This window comes from Paenibacillus sp. FSL R7-277 (assembly GCF_000517965.1).
GTDB lineage: Bacteria > Bacillota > Bacilli > Paenibacillales > Paenibacillaceae > Paenibacillus_AQ > Paenibacillus_AQ silagei.
In genome coordinates this window covers 36,159-53,287 of sequence record NZ_ASPX01000115.1, presented here as the reverse complement: position 1 = coordinate 53,287, position 17,129 = coordinate 36,159, and the positions used below count along the sequence as shown (strand labels likewise).

The following is a 17,129-nucleotide window of genomic DNA, read 5'->3' as shown; positions in this document are numbered from 1 at the left end:
CATAATTTCCTAAACAATAAAAAAACAGCGCCCCTCCCCGAATACCGGAGACAGGAACGCTGCCTATTACTAGTCCTCTTTACCTCACTGTACCTCTTTATACCTCTTTGAATCTCTCTGTATCTTTCTGTACCTCTTTTATCTCTGTATATCTCTCTTACTATTAATTATTCCAAATATCCCTTAATCAGTCCCAGCGGCAGCAGCTTCGGCTGGTCGCAGGTGGTGGTCAGCTCCGCATAGCGCTTGGAATCGGAGCTGGTGTGGAAGGCATGCATGATCTCCAGCACATGATTAGCCAGCTCGCCGTTAGCGCGCGGGGTCTCTCCAGTCCCGATACAGCGGGCCATATCAGCAACGCCAATTCCCCGGCTATTGCCTTCATAGCTGTGAACCACCGGAATCTCCTTGAATTCGGAGCTATGCGCCGGGCGCAGCAGGATCGGGCCGCCAAAGGTGTTCGGGTCCGGCACAATCAGGGTGCCCAGCGAGCCGTAGATCTCGATGCGCGGCAACGTGCTGTGCCAGACATCGAAGCTGGTAATCATCGTTGCAACTGCTCCGCTGGCGAACTGGATCGTTCCGGCCACATGCGTAGGGACTTCAACCTCTACAACCTTGCCGAACTTCTTCTCACTGGTGATCGTCCGGGTAGGGAAAGAGGTCTTAGTCATGCCGCATACCGTAGTCGCCGGGCCCAGCAAGGATACGAGAGCCGTCAGATAATACGGTCCCATATCGAACATCGGGCCGCCGCCGGCCTGATAGTAGAATTCAGGGTCCGGGTGCCAGCTCTCATGACCATGGCAGAGCATAAAGGCCGTTGCCGCCACCGGCTCGCCGATATATCCGTCTGCAATCAGCTTGGCGCAGGTCTGCAGACCACCCCCAAGGAAGGTGTCAGGAGCACAGCCGATGAACAGATTCTTTTCTTTTGCCAATGCGACCAGCTCGGTTCCGTTCTCAAGCGACAACGACAGCGGCTTCTCCACATAGACATGCTTGCCTGCGAGCAGCGCCTGCTTACACACCTCGAAGTGATAATTTGGCGTCGTCAGATTCACAACAATCTCAATCTCATCCGAAGCCAGCAGCTCCGCTGTTGTCCAGACATTCGGCACTCCGTACTGCTCTGCCGCCTGCTGCGCCCGCTCCAGATTAAGATCCGAACAAGCGTAGACTTCCGTATTCCTGAAGGTTCCGGTCAAATTTTCAAAATAAATGCCGCTGATATTCCCGCAGCCAACAATCCCAACTTTAACTTTACGCACGCTGTATCCCACCTTGTCCTTCGTTTATTTAGCTGCCCACAAGAAGCCCCGGCGCATCAGTTCCTTGGCCTCCGAGATATCGAACACATCCGCATGATGTCCAAGCGCGTTATAGAATACCTTGCCCTGGCCCCATTTCTTCGTATAGACCACCGGCATCGTGATCACACCATTGGCCGAATGCTCGCCTTCGCTTATTCCAAAAGTGGTGGTAGCCAGTACATTCACCGCCGGATCGACATGCAGATAATACTGCTCAGACTTCACCATGAAGTCCTGCATACCTTCCACAATCGGGCTGGAGCCGGATTTCACGATGTTCACTTCATAATCCACTCCATCGTTGAAGGGATGCGCCACCCATTGCGACCCGGTCAAAAATTGCCATTCCGTATTGGTCCGGAAGGAATCGCACATCCCGCCGTGACAGCCCGCGATGCCTACGCCGGAAGCCACAGCCGCCAGAACCGCCGAGCACTGCTCCCCCTTGATTTCGCCCATGGTCCACACCGGTACAATCAGGTTCAGCGCCTTCAGCGCCTCCGCATCATTGAAGCTGTCCAGCGTATCAGAGACTTCAACCTCGAAGCCTTCATTCGTAAGGATATCTGCAAAAAGCGCCCCTACCTCATTCGGTTCATGCCCGTCCCATCCACCTTTTACAATCAATGCCTTCTTTGCCATATCAACCTCTCCTTTTTGTCCTATTTATCCAAGTTTGGGTTATAGATTGATTCAGATCAGGTCTTCCTGAAGAAATTGTAATCCATTACGAGCCTTCTTGCTCGTCATTTTGCTTGTGGGAATGGTCATTTTTTGCTAAATTTAAGGTTGCATGATGCTGTTAGCAGCAAAATATTGAAACCGCTTCCTGACCATCGGCCGGGAATGTGGAGAACAGGAGTAAGCATGCGAGCTTTTCACGAGAACAGAACCTATCAATCCGCGTTTCCCTTCACGGCTTTTGTGAGTCACAATATAGATTTCCTGGCTCATTGGCATAACGATCTGGAGATTGTCTATGTGCTGGAGGGCTCCATCCGCATGGGGATCAACTCGGAGACGCGGCTCTTGAACTCCGGGGATCTGGCTGTATGCAGCAGCGGGGATATTCATTATTATGACAGCAAGAACAGCCAGTCCAAGCTGCTGATGATTATTTTCAATCCTTCGCTGATCGGGTTCCCCGCCGGCTGGCCGCTTAATATGCGGCTGACCTCCCCTTTTCTGGAGCAGCATCCGTCCGGCCCGGACGAAGCACGAATTCGCGGCCGCCTGCCCGCGATCATGCAGGAGCTGCTGCAGGAGCATCTTCAGAAGCCTCCACATCACGAGCAGCTGATGACCGGGCTGCTGCACGAGCTGTGTGCCCTGATTCTGCGGCAGCTGCCGCTGGATATCGTTAATCCCCACAAGGATAAGCGGCGCATTACGAACATGAAGATCATGCAGGAGGTGCTGGAATACCTGGACGTCCATTACATGCACCCCATCACGCTGGCCGACGCTGCCCGCCACGCTAACATGAGTCTGTTCTATTTCTCCCGCTTCTTCAAAAGCATCTCAGGCATGAGCTACGTCGCCTACCTGAATAGCATCCGCGTCAACCAGGCGGAGCGGCTGCTGCTTAATACGGACAAAAGTATCCTGGATATCGCGCTGGAATGCGGCTTCACCAATATCCGCACCTTCAACCGTGTGTTCAAGCAGGTCAAGCTGCGCACACCGAGCGAGCTGCGGTAGCTTGAAATATGCTAAAGAAAAAGTAACAGCCTGCACAGGAGAGTATCCTTGCGGGTTTTTTGCGGTTATATGGGGCTTCCTAAGTCCACACCAAACCAGTAAGTCTGAATATTACTATATTAATCATTAAGTGTGCTGCTGATGGAACGAAATTCAATTATACGGACAGGAAGTGATCAAGCAATGGCCTTTTTATCAACAGGACCGATCGAAAATAACCCGGTTAGCGGAGTGAGGCCTACTCAGCAGGTTACTGTTAAAATCGATAATCGCAGCGTGAGCTCGGCGTTCTCTGTATCTATTCAGGGGTATTATCTGAATGCGGGAACAAGGGTCTTGTACGTTAGCGAAGTTGTCCAGCTTGCAGCAAATCAAGTCATTACGAAGAATTATTATGCTGATTTTAATGGTTTTGAATTTATATTTGTTACATCTGATAGTGTGACTGAGTTGAGCAATGTCGTTCAAATTTCGGTGTGGGGCAAGAGTAGTACTGGTCAACTGGTCACCGCTCACCGCTTAGTATCTGAAGAACTGCTTGGAGAACATAACGGTGGAGGGACCACGGGGCCAACCGGAGTGACCGGACCTACCGGTCCAGGGGGAGGGGCTACGGGGCCAGCCGGAGTGACCGGACCTACGGGGCCTGGGGGAGGGGCAACGGGGCCAGCCGGAGTGACCGGACCTACCGGTCCAGGGGGAGGGACCACGGGGCCAACCGGAGTGACCGGACCTACCGGTCCAGGGGGAGGGGCCACGGGGCCAACCGGAGTGACCGGACCTACTGGTCCAGGAGAAGGGGCAACAGGGCCGACCGGAGTCACCGGAGTCACCGGAGTCACCGGAGTCACTGGTGCTACCGGCCTTACCGGAGTCACCGGAACTACCGGAGTCACTGGGGCTACCGGCCTTACCGGAGTCACCGGAGTCACCGGAGTCACTGGGGCTACCGGCCTTACCGGAGTCACCGGAGTCACCGGAGTCACTGGGGCTACCGGCCTTACCGGAGTCACCGGAAGCACCGGATTCACTGGGGCTACCGGCCTTACCGGCGCTACTGGCCTCACTGGGGCTACTGGAATCACAGGGCCGAATATATTGGCCACTCATGGACGATTTGTTCCGGTCAATAACACAGCAGTAACTAATGGCGTCCCGGTTAATATCCCGTTCAATACGGTATTTGCTCAGGGGATTACCCTTGGAGGTACCGGCGGTAACCAAAGTATAGTGATACCAGAAACAGGCATTTATTTTGTTGCCTACAACATTCGATTGTTTATTAGTGATACCTCTGCAAGTGCCGATATTATAACTGTTATACCTACTTTGAACGGTGCAATTACCCCCTTCCCCTCCTATCTGTATAAAGCTGCTGGAGGAACTACAGGCTCTGGCGGCCTGGCCCTGGCGGCCAGTGGTCTGATAAATGTAACTACGGCCAACACAGAGCTTATTTTCCCAGTCACGGCACAAGGGATTACGGGGTTAAACTTGCAAATCACAGGACAATCTGACACTTACAGTAATGTAAGCATATTTAGAATCTCTTAAATGTAGGGCTAAAAAATGAGCAAAGGCGGTTCAACCGGTCCAATTCCTCCAAATGCTCGTACACCGCAGGAAAGTTATCATCCCCTGCCTGTGCGGGCTTTCTTTATGTAGGGAGATTGAACAAGTAACCCTTGCCCTTTCACCGTAAAATAACTACAATACACGTATTCCAACACGCAATCTTCCAGGAGGCAATTTACCTTGAAAGCTCAGTCCCGCAACTCTGCAAGCAAACGCAATACCGTTTATATCATGCAACTTGTCACTATCTTCCTGGGCTTTGTCGTCTTTGGCATCTCGGAGAATATTAAAGGGCCCGCCATCCCGCGGATTCAGCTCGCCTTCAATCTGAATGAGGGGCAGCTCGGCACCCTGCTCTCGCTTAATGCGCTTGGCTATCTGATCGCCTGCTCGTTCACGGCTATTCTTGTCCGCAAATGGGGAATTAAGGCCGTTACTGTTATTTCGTTCGCCTCCATGGTCCTCTCAGGGGTGCTGATCTTCCTGTCCCACAGCTATCCGCTGTTTGCTTCCTCTTACTTTCTGATGTACATAGGGAACGGGATGCTGGAGATCGGGCTGGCGATTCTGGGGGCACGCATATTCGTCAAAAACACGGGGATGATGATGAACCTATCCCACTTCTTCTATGGCCTAAGCTCAACTGTAGCGCCGCTGCTGGCAACCGGGGTGATGTCGCTGAGTGTATTCGGTCATACGCTGGACTGGCGGGGGATGTATCTGGTCATGCTGTCGCTCTGCCTGCTGCCGATTCTGTCGGCGCTGCGAAGCACGTTTCCCGGGGATGATCTGCCGAATGAGGACCGCACCTCCTTCCGTACCCTGACGCGCGATCCCGCGCTCTGGATGATGGTGATGATTCTGTCCTTCGGCGTGGTCTCAGAGCTGGCTGTGGGCGGCTGGCTGGTTAACTTTCTGGAAAAAGCCTACGCCTGGGATACCGTCCGCGCTTCCGGCTTACTGTCAGCCTTCTTCCTGCTATTCTCCCTGGGACGGCTCTTGCTGGGTGCACTGACAGACCGGATCGGCTTCGTGCTCTCGCTGATTATCTTCTCCTGCTTCTCGGCGGTCTGCACCTTCGCCGCCCTGGCCGGCGGGGAGCGTCTCGCCTTTCTGTTCGCCCTATCCGGCGCTGGGATCGCTATTATCTATCCTACCGTGATGGCTTTTATTGCCCGCCGTTACCCGAACGGAAGCGATACGGCTATTACCTTTGTGGTCACGTTGATGGGCCTGGGCAGTGTCATCGGCAATTATATTATCGGCTGGGTCATTGAGACCGTCAAAAGAATGTACGGCAGCACAACAGAGCTTGGCCTGCTGCGCGGTCTCCAGGCGGGGTACGGGTTCATCGGGCTGTGCGCAGCGGTCTGCTCCTTGTCGGGAATTGTGCTGTATGTGTATTTGAAGCGGCGGCGGGAACTGATCTGAGGGTTGTGAGCAGCAAGAGCAGCGCCTCTCCGGCTACCGGAAGACCGCTGCTCTTGCTGCGTGTGGCTGCTATAGGTATTTTTTCAGATTATCAAGAACCACGGAGTACCCGTTCCCATACATATGAACTCCGTCCATCGTATACTCTTCCTTCAGATTCCCTTCAGCGTCCGTAAGTCCCTCATTCACATTAATGAACTCATACCCGTGCTTCCCGGCTAATTGTTCCACCGCGCTGTTCGCTTCCAATAAAGCCGCATTGGTTCTCGTTCTGAAGTAGTTCTCCCGCATCTCCTCATCCATTCCGGGGAACTCGGCCTTGGCATTCACCGGATAATACGCCATGACATACACCTTGCACTCCGGCAGCCTCTCTCTAATTCGGGTCAGAATCTCATTGTAATTCGCAAGCAGCTTCTCCAGCTTATACTCCCCGTCCGCTGAGCTGATGTCGTTGGTGCCGATATTAATGAACAGCTTCGAAGGTGCAAGCGCAAGCACGCATACCTCCAGCACTTCAAGCAATTCCCGGGTTACATAGCCTGCAATCCCGCGGTTATAGATCACCGTCTGCTTCTCCAGCGTCTGCTGTAATTCATTCACCGGAAAAAACTCCATCAGCGACGAGCCGGTCATCACGGTCTGCCCTTTTAGCGCCAAGGTATTCAGAATGCTATACTTCTTCACCTTCTCTTCTTTCTCTCTCTGCCACTGAATCTCCATCATCTCGTCAAATTCTTCCTGAGTCATTCTATTCTCCTCCGCTTCTATTGTCTATGTTATTCTACCATTGTTAACCTTTATCTCTCAGCTTGCAACCCTTGCCCAATTGTGTCGAAAATATGGAAATTGATCTCCATGTAAGGTTTATGTTCTATGCACACGTGTTCTGAATAGGTTAGATATCGGGTGCAGTCGGAGGTGCACATCTGGCTGGATTGCCCGCAAGGTACCGGTACGCCGGACCTCAATTCTACAGTTGAAGGGCGGAATGTTTTTGAAAAAGGTAGTTGGCTTGCTCCTGTCGGTTGCACTGTTGTCTTCGTTCTATGTTGCCAGTCCCCCCGAGGTATCAGCCGCATCGCCAATTGTGGTGAATTCGACGATTGTAGTGAAGGCCGGTGAGACGTATAACGGCAATGGCCAGACGTTCGTCGCCAATCCGAGCACGCTCGGAGACGGCAGCCAGGCAGAGAATCAGAAGCCCATCTTCCGGCTGGAAAAGAATGCTACACTCAAAAATGTAATTATCGGCGCTCCCGGCGCAGACGGGGTGCACTGTTACGGGAATGCTACCATCTCCAATGTGACCTGGCAGGATGTCGGCGAGGATGCCCTGACCCTGAAGGCCTCCGGCACCGTCAATATTACAGGCGGAGGTGCGTACAAAGCCTACGATAAAGTGTTTCAGGCGAACGCTGCGGGCACCATCAACATTAAGAATTTCAGAGCCGATGATATCGGCAAGCTGGCCCGCCAGAACGGCGGCACCTCCTACACGGTGAACTTCACACTGGACAACTCGGACATTTCGAACGTCAAGGATTCCATCTTCCGCACAGACAGCAGCAGCAGCGCAGCCCGGATTACCAATACCCGCTACCGCAATGTGCCCACCCTATTCAAGGGCTTTGCCTCGGGCAAGACCAGCCAATCGGGCAACACGCAATATTAAGGTAAAACAAGATCAGGGAAGCTAGTGTGAATACACCAGTCTGATGCCCGCAACATACCGCCGTTAACAGTAACCGCCTTCATTTCCGGCTCTTCCGGGATGGAGGCGGTTTCTATATATACGGAGGATAAGCACACATGAACACGGGCAGCTTCGGGACGGAGAGTTTGATTTATTTTGGACACATCTGCCTCTATGAACTCTATCGACATAAGCTCACATGATATGCTATTATGATAGCCTGATAACGTATTAACGAACTAAAGCGGGCGGATGCGGCACGCAATCTACTAGGAGGATTAGAGAGATGAAGAGACAGGGAATATGGGTTCTATTAACCATCATGGCTATTGTACTAATTACAGGCTGCTCAGGGTCCGGTTCAGGCGGCAAGGACGGGATGCTGGTGATCGGCATAGACGACAAGTTCGCCCCGATGGGCTTCCGGGATGATGACAATGAGCTTGTCGGCTTCGATATTGACTATGCGCGAGCGGCTGTCAAGAAGATGGGCAAGGAGGTTACCTTCCAGCCGATTGACTGGTCCGCCAAGGAATCCGAGCTGAACAGCGGCCGGATTGATATGATCTGGAACGGATACACCATCACGGACGAGCGCAAGGAGAAGGTGCTGTTCACCAAGCCTTATCTGGAGAATAGCCAGGTGGTAGTCGTGCTGGCGGGTTCATCGCTGTCTGCGCTTAAGGATCTGGCCGGCAAAGAAGTCGGATTGCAAAGCCTCTCCTCTGCCGCCGATGCCCTGGATGCCAGTCCGATCAAAGCCGAGCTTAAGGACGTGTCCGAATACCCCGACAATGTCCTGGCTCTGACAGACCTCAAGTCCGGCCGTGTGGATGGGGTAGTTATTGATGAGGTTGTCGCCAGATATTACATAGCCAAGGAGCCGGATACGTATAAGCTGATGGAAGAATCACTGGCTCCTGAGCAATATGGTATTGGAATCAAGAAGGGCAATGATGAACTGCTGACAGAGCTGCAGAAGGCGCTGGATGAGCTGAACAGTGACGGAACCGCCGCTGAGATCTCAACCAAGTGGTTCGGAGAGAACAAGGTATTGAACTAGATGCTATCGTTTAGGAGCCGGTTAAGCCATGGATATCGATTATATTATTAGAATTTCCGGACCGATGCTTGAAGGCGCCCGGACCACGGTGCTGCTGTTCCTGATTGTGATCGTGCTGTCCATTCCGCTCGGGATGGTGGTCACTCTGATGGCCAAAAGCACGCTAAAGCCGCTGGCCTGGATCGCACACGCTTATATTTACGTCATGCGCGGAACGCCGCTCTTGCTGCAATTGTTCTTCTTCTGCTTCGGCCTGCCGCAGATTCCCGTGATCGGGGAATATCTCGTTATGGACCGCTTTGTAGCGGCCAGCCTGGGCTTTATTCTCAATTACGGCGCTTATTTCGCCGAGATCTTCCGGGGCGGGCTGCTCTCGATCGATAAAGGCCAGCATGAGGCGGCCAAGGTTCTGGGCTTAAGCCGGTGGCAGACGCTGCGCAAGGTGATTCTCGCCCAGATGTTCCGCGTGGCGCTGCCTGCGGTCGCCAATGAATCCATTACGCTGGTTAAGGATACCGCTCTGCTGTATGCCGTGGCGGTGCCTGAGCTGCTGAATTTCGCCAAGACGGCGGTGAACCGTGATTTTACCGTCACTCCTTTTGTCGTTGCGGGCGTTATTTATCTGCTGATGACACTGGTGCTGACCTTGTTCTTCAAGCTGCTGGAGAAACGTTTCAAATTTGAGTAGAAGGGCTGTTTGGCTATGAGTAGCATGATTGAAGTACGTCAATTGAAGAAAGACTTCGGCAGCCTCAGTGTGCTGAACCAGATAAGCTTTGACGTGAAGCCCGGCGAAGTCGTTGCGGTGATCGGGCCCTCGGGCTCCGGCAAAAGCACCATGCTGCGCAGTCTCGTACATCTGGAGGAGGTCACCGGAGGCAGCATCTCGATCTGCGGGAAAGTGCTTGTTGAGGATGGACGCTACGCCAGTACGGCGAATATTAGAGACATCACCTCAAGTATGGGGATGGTGTTCCAGCATTTTAATCTTTTTCCGCATCTCAGTGTGCGGGACAACCTGGAGCTTGCCCCGCGCACGCTGAAGCGGGAGAGTGTGCAGCAGATTACGGCCAAGAGCCGGGAGCTGCTCTCGAAGGTAGGCCTGGCTGACAAAGCAGACGTCTATCCCTCCACACTGTCGGGCGGGCAGAAGCAGCGGGTCGCCATCGCCAGAGCGATGATGCTCAGCCCGGACATTCTCCTGTTCGACGAACCAACCTCGGCGCTTGATCCCGAATTGACCGGCGAGGTGCTGCGTGTCATCCGCCAGCTCGCCGAGGAGAACATGACGATGATGATCGTCACCCATGAGATGAGCTTCGCCCGCGATGTCGCCGACCGCGTCTTCTTCATGGACAACGGGGACATTGCCGAATCCGGCACACCGGAGGAGATCTTCGGCAGCCCGAAGCTGGAGCGGACGCGGACGTTTTTGATGCGGGAGTAGGTATAGTGGATACTTATAAGTTTAAGAAAACATCGAAGTAGCTGATTACATTACAAACGAATATAACAAAACAAACACACCGGAAATCATGTTATGGATTGATTTCCGGTGTGTTTGTTTTAATCTATATACCTAATCTGATAGTGGGACGAGGATCAAGCTAAGCTCAGAACGCAGCAGAGGAAGCAAGTGGATTTAGTCCATCTAATTTTGCGCTACAGACATACTTTCCAAGATTAGTTGGATAAAGAACACTTGTTGGAGCCGACTTTAGGCGAATCCTTATATATTGGAATATTAGATGTACTTTTTCCAACTGCTTCCCTGTAACAGTCCACTCCACGTGAAATAAGTGCCTATTTTCCACCTCTCACCCAAATCTTCCATTACTCTGCCCCAACCTCACCCTTGTTCACTCTCACTTCATCCAAGCTCACCCTTGCTTCGTCCAACCTCGCAATTTCTATGGACCCCCTACGCGCTAATCGGTCCTTAATCTGCCTTTTTCAATTCCGTTTACTCCCCCGCATCCGCAGGCGGCGCCGTGTCCCCGGGCATCGGCTCTACCGGTCCCATCGGCGCTGCCGGCTCCTCATCCCAGCGCCTGCGGATGAACAGCTGATACAGCTTGACGATGATGATCTTGAGCATCATGTAGACCGGAATAATAACCAGGATGCCGATGATTCCGCCGAAATCGCCGCCGGCCAGGACGAGAATGATGGTGGTCAGCGGGTGGATATCCATACTTTTGCCGAAGATATAAGGGGCCACCAGGTTATCCTGAATCTGCTGCGCAACGAGCACGACCACAATCGACCAGACCGCCGTAGACGGGGACTCAATCAGACCGATGATGAAGATTGGCACGGTAGACAGAATGGCTCCGATAAAAGGGATAAAGTTCATCAGCACCGCCACCAGCGTCAGCAGCAGTGCATACGGCAGGCCGATGAACAGGAACCCGATGTACATGAGCACGCCGAGCGCCAGATTGACCAGCACTCTGCCGACGATGAAGCTGCCCATCACGTTATCAATCTCGGCAACCACCCCCGCGCCTTCCTCGTGATAGCGTCTCGGGAAGAAGCTCACGAGCTTATCGCCGAACTTCCCACCCTCCTTCAGCATGTAGAACAGCAGGATCGGGAAGGTGAACAGCACAATTGCAAAATTAGAGACAAAGGAGAACAGCCCGGACACATAGCCCGTTGCCAGCGAGAAGCCTGTATTCAAATAGCCCATCAATTGGCTGGACAGGTTCATATTCTCGGGAATCAGTCCCGACAGCAGCTCAGTGTTCTCCAGCTTACTTAGCTGCTCCCCCACTGCTCTCAGCACACCCGGCATATTGTTGACCAGGTTCAGCAGCTGACTTTGCAGCGATGGCCAGACGCCTACCGTGAAGCCCAGCAGCAGAACAGCAATGACCAGATAGACCAGCAGGATCGCCAGCGTCCGCTTCAATTTGCGCGAGGACAGGAAGTCGATCAGGGGCCGAAGCAGATAATAGAAGAATACGGCCAGCATTAACGGCACCATCACAACATTGAACAACGAGATAACAGGGGTAAAAATAAAGTCTACCAGTGAGCCGACATAGATAATGCCCAGCACCAGCAGCACGGCAATACACACGCGGATAAACAAATTCAATTTGGCCATAGTGGGCTCCCGTTCCGTTATTTTGAACAGCGTTTCTTGTTCACTTAAATATAGCCGGGGTTTCTTAATTCAGACTAAACCAAGTCTAAAGATAAGCTAAAGATTTGGTCTCCAGGCCGGAATACGGCTATGTTTAATTTCGTCATGAAACGGCTCTGAGATAGACGGGTATGATTTGCCGAAAAGAAAGCTGCCGTCCGCGCGGTTAGCCGATAGTTTCGACCACATTGCCTTCCTGGTCTTTGATGTAGGTCTTGCGGATCTGCACCTTCAACTCCTTGGCGGCAGACAGCCGGAGCTCCCCTTCCTTAGGCTGGAGCTTCTCTTCCAATTCCAGGACCACCTCTTCCGTCAAGCCGATGCGGACACAATCCTCGTTGACCACAGTCCCGTTAACGGGTTTCAACTCCAGCATCACCTGCAGCTTCTTGCTGGTCAGCGTCAGCGGCTTCCCCTTCAGCAGACGGCCGCGCAGCAGCTTGGCTATAGTCGGTGCCTGCCGTGCGCCTATGGTCAGGACAGCAGGTGCTGCACTGAACAGGCGGCTTGTACCCGGCTCATAATCCAGTTCATCCACATACAGAATGCCCGTCTGGGAACCGTCACGGTCGATACCCTGACGCACCGCTTCCTGAATGGCCGGAAGCCGGAGCAGCGAATCCCGGGCAAGATCGGTGATGTAGAGAGGGAGCACCTCCTGACTGGCCTCCAGGAAGGCGTTGGTATTCCAGGACATCATCGCTTCCAGCTCATCCGCTGTGATTCCTACCATCTGCAAGAATTCTACACGGCCGTTCGGCGTCTCCACAGCCGGAAGCTCCGGGTCATCGGTGAACGCCAGCGCTGTCAGCTGAGTATCCGCCCCCAGGCAAATCGGGCCATTGGCATCCAGGTGATGGCCGGAAGCAAAGATATTTCCGCTGGAGAATACATATCTGGCCATGTTCTGCAGCAGATTGATCGCCCAGGCTGGAGGATCCTGCTCGCCTGCACTACGCGCCAGACGGAAGGTCAGCTCGAAGCCGTAGCCGCTGTATTCAAGGTCTTCAGACTCCTTCTCGAACAGCTCGGTGAAGCCGAAGGTTACGAAATGCCAATGCGGATAAGGCTGCTCGGCAGCATAAGCGCTGATTCCGTTCAGCGGGTCATTGCCTCCCAGGCTATACGGCAGCATTGCCGCATAATGCTTCGGCTCCTGTTGCCCGTACAGTCTCTTCATCTGATCTTCAATGGCATCCCAGCCGATAGCTTCCACTTCTTGCTCACTCATCTTGTTCCCTCCAGGTTCATATTTATGTACAGCCGGAATTCCCATATCCGGCCCAGAATCTCCCGTTCATTACCCCAATTCCATCATCACAAACCCTAAACCATATAAATTCCGCAAAAAACGGCAAGCTCATCTGACGAGCTTGCCGTTTGGTGTATCTTCATTAATATAGGTATCAGTTAATGCCGACCAGCAGGTCCTTGCGGGCTACGCCGCTCTTAGCTGCCGCTTCAGCTACAGCCATGCGGATTCTCTCTACTACACGCGGATCGAAGGCGTCCGGGATGATATATTTCTCATGCAGCTCAGACGGGTCAATCACTGAGGAGATCGCCTCTGCTGCCGCCAGCTTCATATCTTCATTGATATCCGTAGCTTCACAATCCAGCGCGCCTCTGAATATCCCCGGGAAGCACAGCACATTGTTAATCTGGTTCGGATAGTCGGAACGGCCGGTCGCCATGACTCTTACATGCGGCGCAGCAATGGCAGGATCAATCTCCGGCATCGGGTTCGCCATGGCGAACACAATCGGGTCTGTGGCCATGTTCAGCACATCTTCCAGCTTCAGCACGTCCGGTGCAGAGACTCCGATGAAGACATCTGCGCCTTTGATCACATCGGACAGACTTCCGGTTTCAAGATAAGGGTTCGTAATCCGGGCGTAATCGCTCCAGTGGCTGCGTTCATAATCCGCCAGCCGGTTAATCGCGCCCTCCCGGTCCACGCCGATCAGGTTGACCGCTCCGGCATGCAGCAGCATTTTGGAGACGGAGATGCCGGCTGCACCTATGCCATTGACTACGATTTTGACATCCTTAATATCCTTGCCGCATACCTTGAGCGCATTCAGCAGTCCGGCTGTCACGACAATTGCCGTACCATGCTGATCATCATGGAAGACGGGAATGTCCAGCTCGGCTCTTAGTCTGGCTTCAATCTCGAAGCAGCGCGGAGAGGAGATGTCCTCCAGGTTAATGCCGCCGAACGTCGGGGCAAGCGCTTTTACAATCGCAATAATCTCTTCGGTATTCTTGGTGTCCAGGCATATCGGCACGGCGTCGACGTCTGCGAATTGCTTGAATAGCGCCGCTTTGCCCTCCATGACCGGCATGGCCGCCTTCGGCCCGATATCGCCAAGACCAAGTACAGCCGTACCATCGGATATGACAGCTACGGTATTCTTCTTCGTGGTTAGCTCGTAAGCCTGGGACTGATCGTCGGCAATCGCCTGACAGACCTTCGCCACACCCGGCGTGTAGACTTTGGACAGGTCGTCTTTGCACAGAATCGGATGCTTCAGAGTAGTTTCGAGCTTACCGCCTTTATGCAGCAGCATAATTTCTTCTAATAGTTCCATGAATAACTCCTCCATTCAACTGGTTAACCGTTTGCTTGCATCTATTCTCAGATCTTACTATATATAGCGGATATACCTGCATCCGGAACCGTACCAGACCCGTATGCAGGCCCGTCAACTCTGCATTTCATATACTCCCTTAGTCATTCTCCGCGATAATTATCGGATTGGCAAGATAAAAGCTGACACCTGAAAATTGTCCACGATTTAGACACGATTGGATGCGATTTCATGTGATTCAGCCGTCTTGTCTGCTGATTGAGGACCCTGATCAGCCGCCCCAGACGGAGATGAGCAGTGTGGCTACAACTACTGTAATTGCACCGCCGATACGGGTGGAGATCTGTGCGAACGGCATCAGCTCCATGCGTCCCGAGGCAGACAGAATGGCTACATCACCTGTTCCGCCAAGGCCGCCGCGGCAGCCGGTAACAATGGCCGCTTCAACCGGGTACATATTGACCCATTTGCCGGTAAAATAGCCGGTGATCGTCATCGCCACGATAACAGTAGCGCAGACAATAATATAAGGAAGCGAGATCAGGGCGGCGACATCCTTCAGCGGGATGTACAGCATCCCGAGGCCGACCATCAGCGGCCAGGTTAAAGTACCGGATACCAGCTTGTAGAGCTGATAAGCGCCCTGCTCGATTTTGGACGGGAGCAGCTTGGAAATCTTGAGTAGTGCCGCTGCGAAGATCATCAGAATCGGACCCGGAATGCCAACAAACGGCGACAGCAGGTGTCCGGTGATAAAGAGTCCGCAGGCGAACAGCAGGCCCGCGCCCATCAGCAGGAAGTCCGGCTTCGCGCTGTCATACGTGCTGCCCGCCAGCTTCTGGCCGTCCTTCGACTTTACGAGCACACCGTTCCCGGTGATGGACGGATTTTTGTCAGCCATCCGCTTGAGCAGGCCCGCACCGATAATCGCAAACACGTTGCCGATCACCGCTGCCGGAATCATCTGGGCCACATAGGAGCCGGATTCCCCGCCGAGGATCTGCGAGAACGCGATCGACAGCGGGAGAATCCCTTCACCGACACCGCCGCCGATAATAGGCACGATAATGTAGAATAGTGTCCGGTGTGCGCTATAACCAAGCAGCATCCCTACGCCCAGGCCCGCAGCCACAGCGGCGAGGGTTCCGGCCATCATCGGAATGAAGATGCGGATGAAGCCGTTGATCAGCGTAGTCCGGTTCATCCCGGTAATACTTCCGGCTACCAGAATCGAGATGTACAGGTACAGGAAATTCGATGTCTTCATCAGCGTGTTGACCGATTCGAGCACCGAAGGGTCCAGCACATTCCAGAAGACCAGGAAGGATGGGATCATCAGGGAGAGGATCGCGGGACCGCCGATATTCTTGAGAATCGGAAGCTTGAAGCCCAGATCACTGAGCAGCACCCCCAGTACAATAATTACTGCAAAGCCGCCGATCATGTCGTTGGGCAGTTCACCAAGCACAGAAGCCGCAAAAATAATGAGTGCAAATACCACATACAGCGGGAGCGGAATAACGCCTACTTTTAAATGCAGAAGCTTCTGGACGAAACCCTGTTCTCCTTGCTTCAGTACAACAGGCTGCTGTTCCGGTACCGAAAGCGGGGGTTGAATTGCTTTTTGCATGTTAACCTTACCTCCTTAACTCTTTTACAAATTCATCATAGCTGCTTTGAAAGCGCTTTTGTTTTTATGAAAGTAATAAAGGGGTTTTGTAAATTATTAAAGTAAGCGCTATCAGGAATGGGCTGGGAACGGGGGATTTATCCCTTTCATTTCAGCTCCCAGCCCACTTCCAATGTCTGCGCAACACAAAAAGCCCCGCCGCAGGTTGCGCGGCAGGAGCTCCAGGATTAGTTAGTTATACTCAAATATACTTAGTAATCAATCCCTTGCCGTTCGGAGCGATCCGGTATTTTTGCACCGGACGGCCGATGCTGCCATAGACGAGGTCCATCTCCAGCACGCCCATCTCGGTCAGGCCGATCAGGTATTTGCCGGCGGAGACACGGGAGATGCCGGATACCGCCGAGATGTCCTCGGCGGAGAACAGCTCAGTGCCGCAGGCCTCCACGGCACGCCAGATGGTCTGGAGCGTCTGACGGGTGAAGCCCTTCGCCAGCTCCTGCGAGGTCATCCGTTCCTGCTTGAACCGGGACAGCCGGTCCAGCTCCGACTGGTTCAGCCGCTCCTGGCTGCGGAACAGCTTGTTCTGCTCCCGGTAGCCGTTCAGCGCCGCGCGAAACCTCGGGAACTCGAACGGCTTGATCAGGTAGTCCACCGCTCCGTTCTGGAGCGCTTCGCGGATGCTCTCCTTGTCGCTCGCCGCCGAGATGACGATCACATCAATCTTTATGCCCCTGTGCCGGATCTCGGCCAGCAGCTCCAGCCCGTTGCTGTCCTTCATGTAAATATCCAGCAGAATCAAATCATACGGCTGCTCCTCCAGTTGCTCCAGCGCCTCGGCCGCAGAGCTGGCCCACCCCTGGGCGCGGAAGCCCTCTACCTGCTCCAAATAAAACTTGTTCATCTCCGATACCATCGGGTCATCTTCAACGATCAGTACTTTTATCATAATTGGGTCTCAACCCTCTTCATCAGTTA

The 17,129-nt window shown here is 53.3% G+C and carries 15 protein-coding genes; 7 read left to right on the top strand and 8 right to left on the bottom strand.

The window, feature by feature from the left end; translation table 11 throughout:
* Positions 1-167: 167 nt before the first annotated feature.
* Both C173_RS28310 and C173_RS28305 read right to left on the bottom strand, forming a co-directional pair.
* On the bottom strand, positions 168-1,271 hold the full coding sequence (locus C173_RS28310; RefSeq protein WP_036731545.1) for a Gfo/Idh/MocA family protein: 1,104 nt from the start codon (positions 1,269-1,271) through the stop codon (positions 168-170).
* 24 nt (positions 1,272-1,295) lie between these two features.
* Positions 1,296-1,955: a ThuA domain-containing protein gene (locus C173_RS28305; RefSeq protein WP_036731544.1), complete on the bottom strand. Its 660-nt coding sequence runs from the start codon at positions 1,953-1,955 to the stop codon at positions 1,296-1,298.
* Positions 1,956-2,180: 225 nt separating this feature from the next.
* On the opposite strand from C173_RS28305, the gene C173_RS28300 reads away from it, so the two are divergent.
* From C173_RS28300 to C173_RS28290, 3 genes are all read left to right on the top strand, one after another.
* Positions 2,181-3,014, top strand: coding sequence for an AraC family transcriptional regulator (locus tag C173_RS28300; protein ID WP_036731542.1), 834 nt, complete (start codon positions 2,181-2,183; stop codon positions 3,012-3,014).
* 183 nt (positions 3,015-3,197) lie between these two features.
* Positions 3,198-4,568: a hypothetical protein gene (locus C173_RS35210; RefSeq protein ID WP_051478547.1), complete on the top strand. Its 1,371-nt coding sequence runs from the start codon at positions 3,198-3,200 to the stop codon at positions 4,566-4,568.
* Positions 4,569-4,820: 252 nt separating this feature from the next.
* Positions 4,821-6,020 carry an MFS transporter gene (locus C173_RS28290; RefSeq protein WP_051478609.1) on the top strand — a complete coding sequence of 400 codons (1,200 nt, stop codon included), beginning with the start codon at positions 4,821-4,823 and terminating at the stop codon, positions 6,018-6,020.
* 69 nt (positions 6,021-6,089) lie between these two features.
* Here C173_RS28290 and C173_RS28285 read toward each other — a convergent pair whose 3' ends face one another.
* Positions 6,090-6,770 (bottom strand): GDSL-type esterase/lipase family protein, encoded by a 681-nt coding sequence (locus C173_RS28285; protein WP_036731538.1) that lies wholly within the window; start codon positions 6,768-6,770, stop codon positions 6,090-6,092.
* Between the two features lie 241 nt (positions 6,771-7,011).
* On the opposite strand from C173_RS28285, the gene C173_RS28280 reads away from it, so the two are divergent.
* The 4 genes from C173_RS28280 to C173_RS28265 all read left to right on the top strand — a co-directional run bounded on the left by C173_RS28280 (position 7,012) and on the right by C173_RS28265 (position 10,226).
* The gene (locus C173_RS28280; protein WP_036731535.1) at positions 7,012-7,695 is read left to right on the top strand and encodes a pectate lyase; all 684 of its coding nucleotides are present in this window, start codon (positions 7,012-7,014) and stop codon (positions 7,693-7,695) included.
* Positions 7,696-8,038: 343 nt separating this feature from the next.
* Positions 8,039-8,779: an amino acid ABC transporter substrate-binding protein gene (locus tag C173_RS28275; RefSeq protein ID WP_442792682.1), complete on the top strand. Its 741-nt coding sequence runs from the start codon at positions 8,039-8,041 to the stop codon at positions 8,777-8,779.
* Positions 8,780-8,807: 28 nt separating this feature from the next.
* Complete coding sequence (locus C173_RS28270; RefSeq protein WP_036731532.1) at positions 8,808-9,467, top strand: amino acid ABC transporter permease; 660 nt, start codon at positions 8,808-8,810, stop codon at positions 9,465-9,467.
* A gap of 15 nt (positions 9,468-9,482) precedes the next feature.
* Positions 9,483-10,226, top strand: a complete 744-nt coding sequence (locus tag C173_RS28265) for an amino acid ABC transporter ATP-binding protein (RefSeq protein WP_036731530.1) — start codon at positions 9,483-9,485, stop codon at positions 10,224-10,226.
* A gap of 516 nt (positions 10,227-10,742) precedes the next feature.
* On the opposite strand, the gene C173_RS28260 is transcribed toward C173_RS28265, so the two are convergent.
* From C173_RS28260 to C173_RS28240, 5 genes are all read right to left on the bottom strand, one after another.
* Entirely contained in the window at positions 10,743-11,891 is a 1,149-nt protein-coding gene (locus tag C173_RS28260) for an AI-2E family transporter (protein WP_081751381.1), read from the bottom strand.
* Between the two features lie 205 nt (positions 11,892-12,096).
* A complete protein-coding gene (locus tag C173_RS28255; RefSeq protein WP_036732071.1) occupies positions 12,097-13,161 on the bottom strand; it encodes a suppressor of fused domain protein in 1,065 nt (354 codons plus the stop codon).
* Between the two features lie 175 nt (positions 13,162-13,336).
* Entirely contained in the window at positions 13,337-14,521 is a 1,185-nt protein-coding gene (locus C173_RS28250; protein ID WP_036731528.1) for an NAD(P)-dependent malic enzyme, read from the bottom strand.
* 271 nt (positions 14,522-14,792) lie between these two features.
* Positions 14,793-16,151 (bottom strand): 2-hydroxycarboxylate transporter family protein, encoded by a 1,359-nt coding sequence (locus C173_RS28245; protein ID WP_036731526.1) that lies wholly within the window; start codon positions 16,149-16,151, stop codon positions 14,793-14,795.
* Positions 16,152-16,392: 241 nt separating this feature from the next.
* On the bottom strand, positions 16,393-17,100 hold the full coding sequence (locus tag C173_RS28240) for a response regulator (protein WP_036731524.1): 708 nt from the start codon (positions 17,098-17,100) through the stop codon (positions 16,393-16,395).
* Positions 17,101-17,129 lie beyond the last annotated feature (29 nt).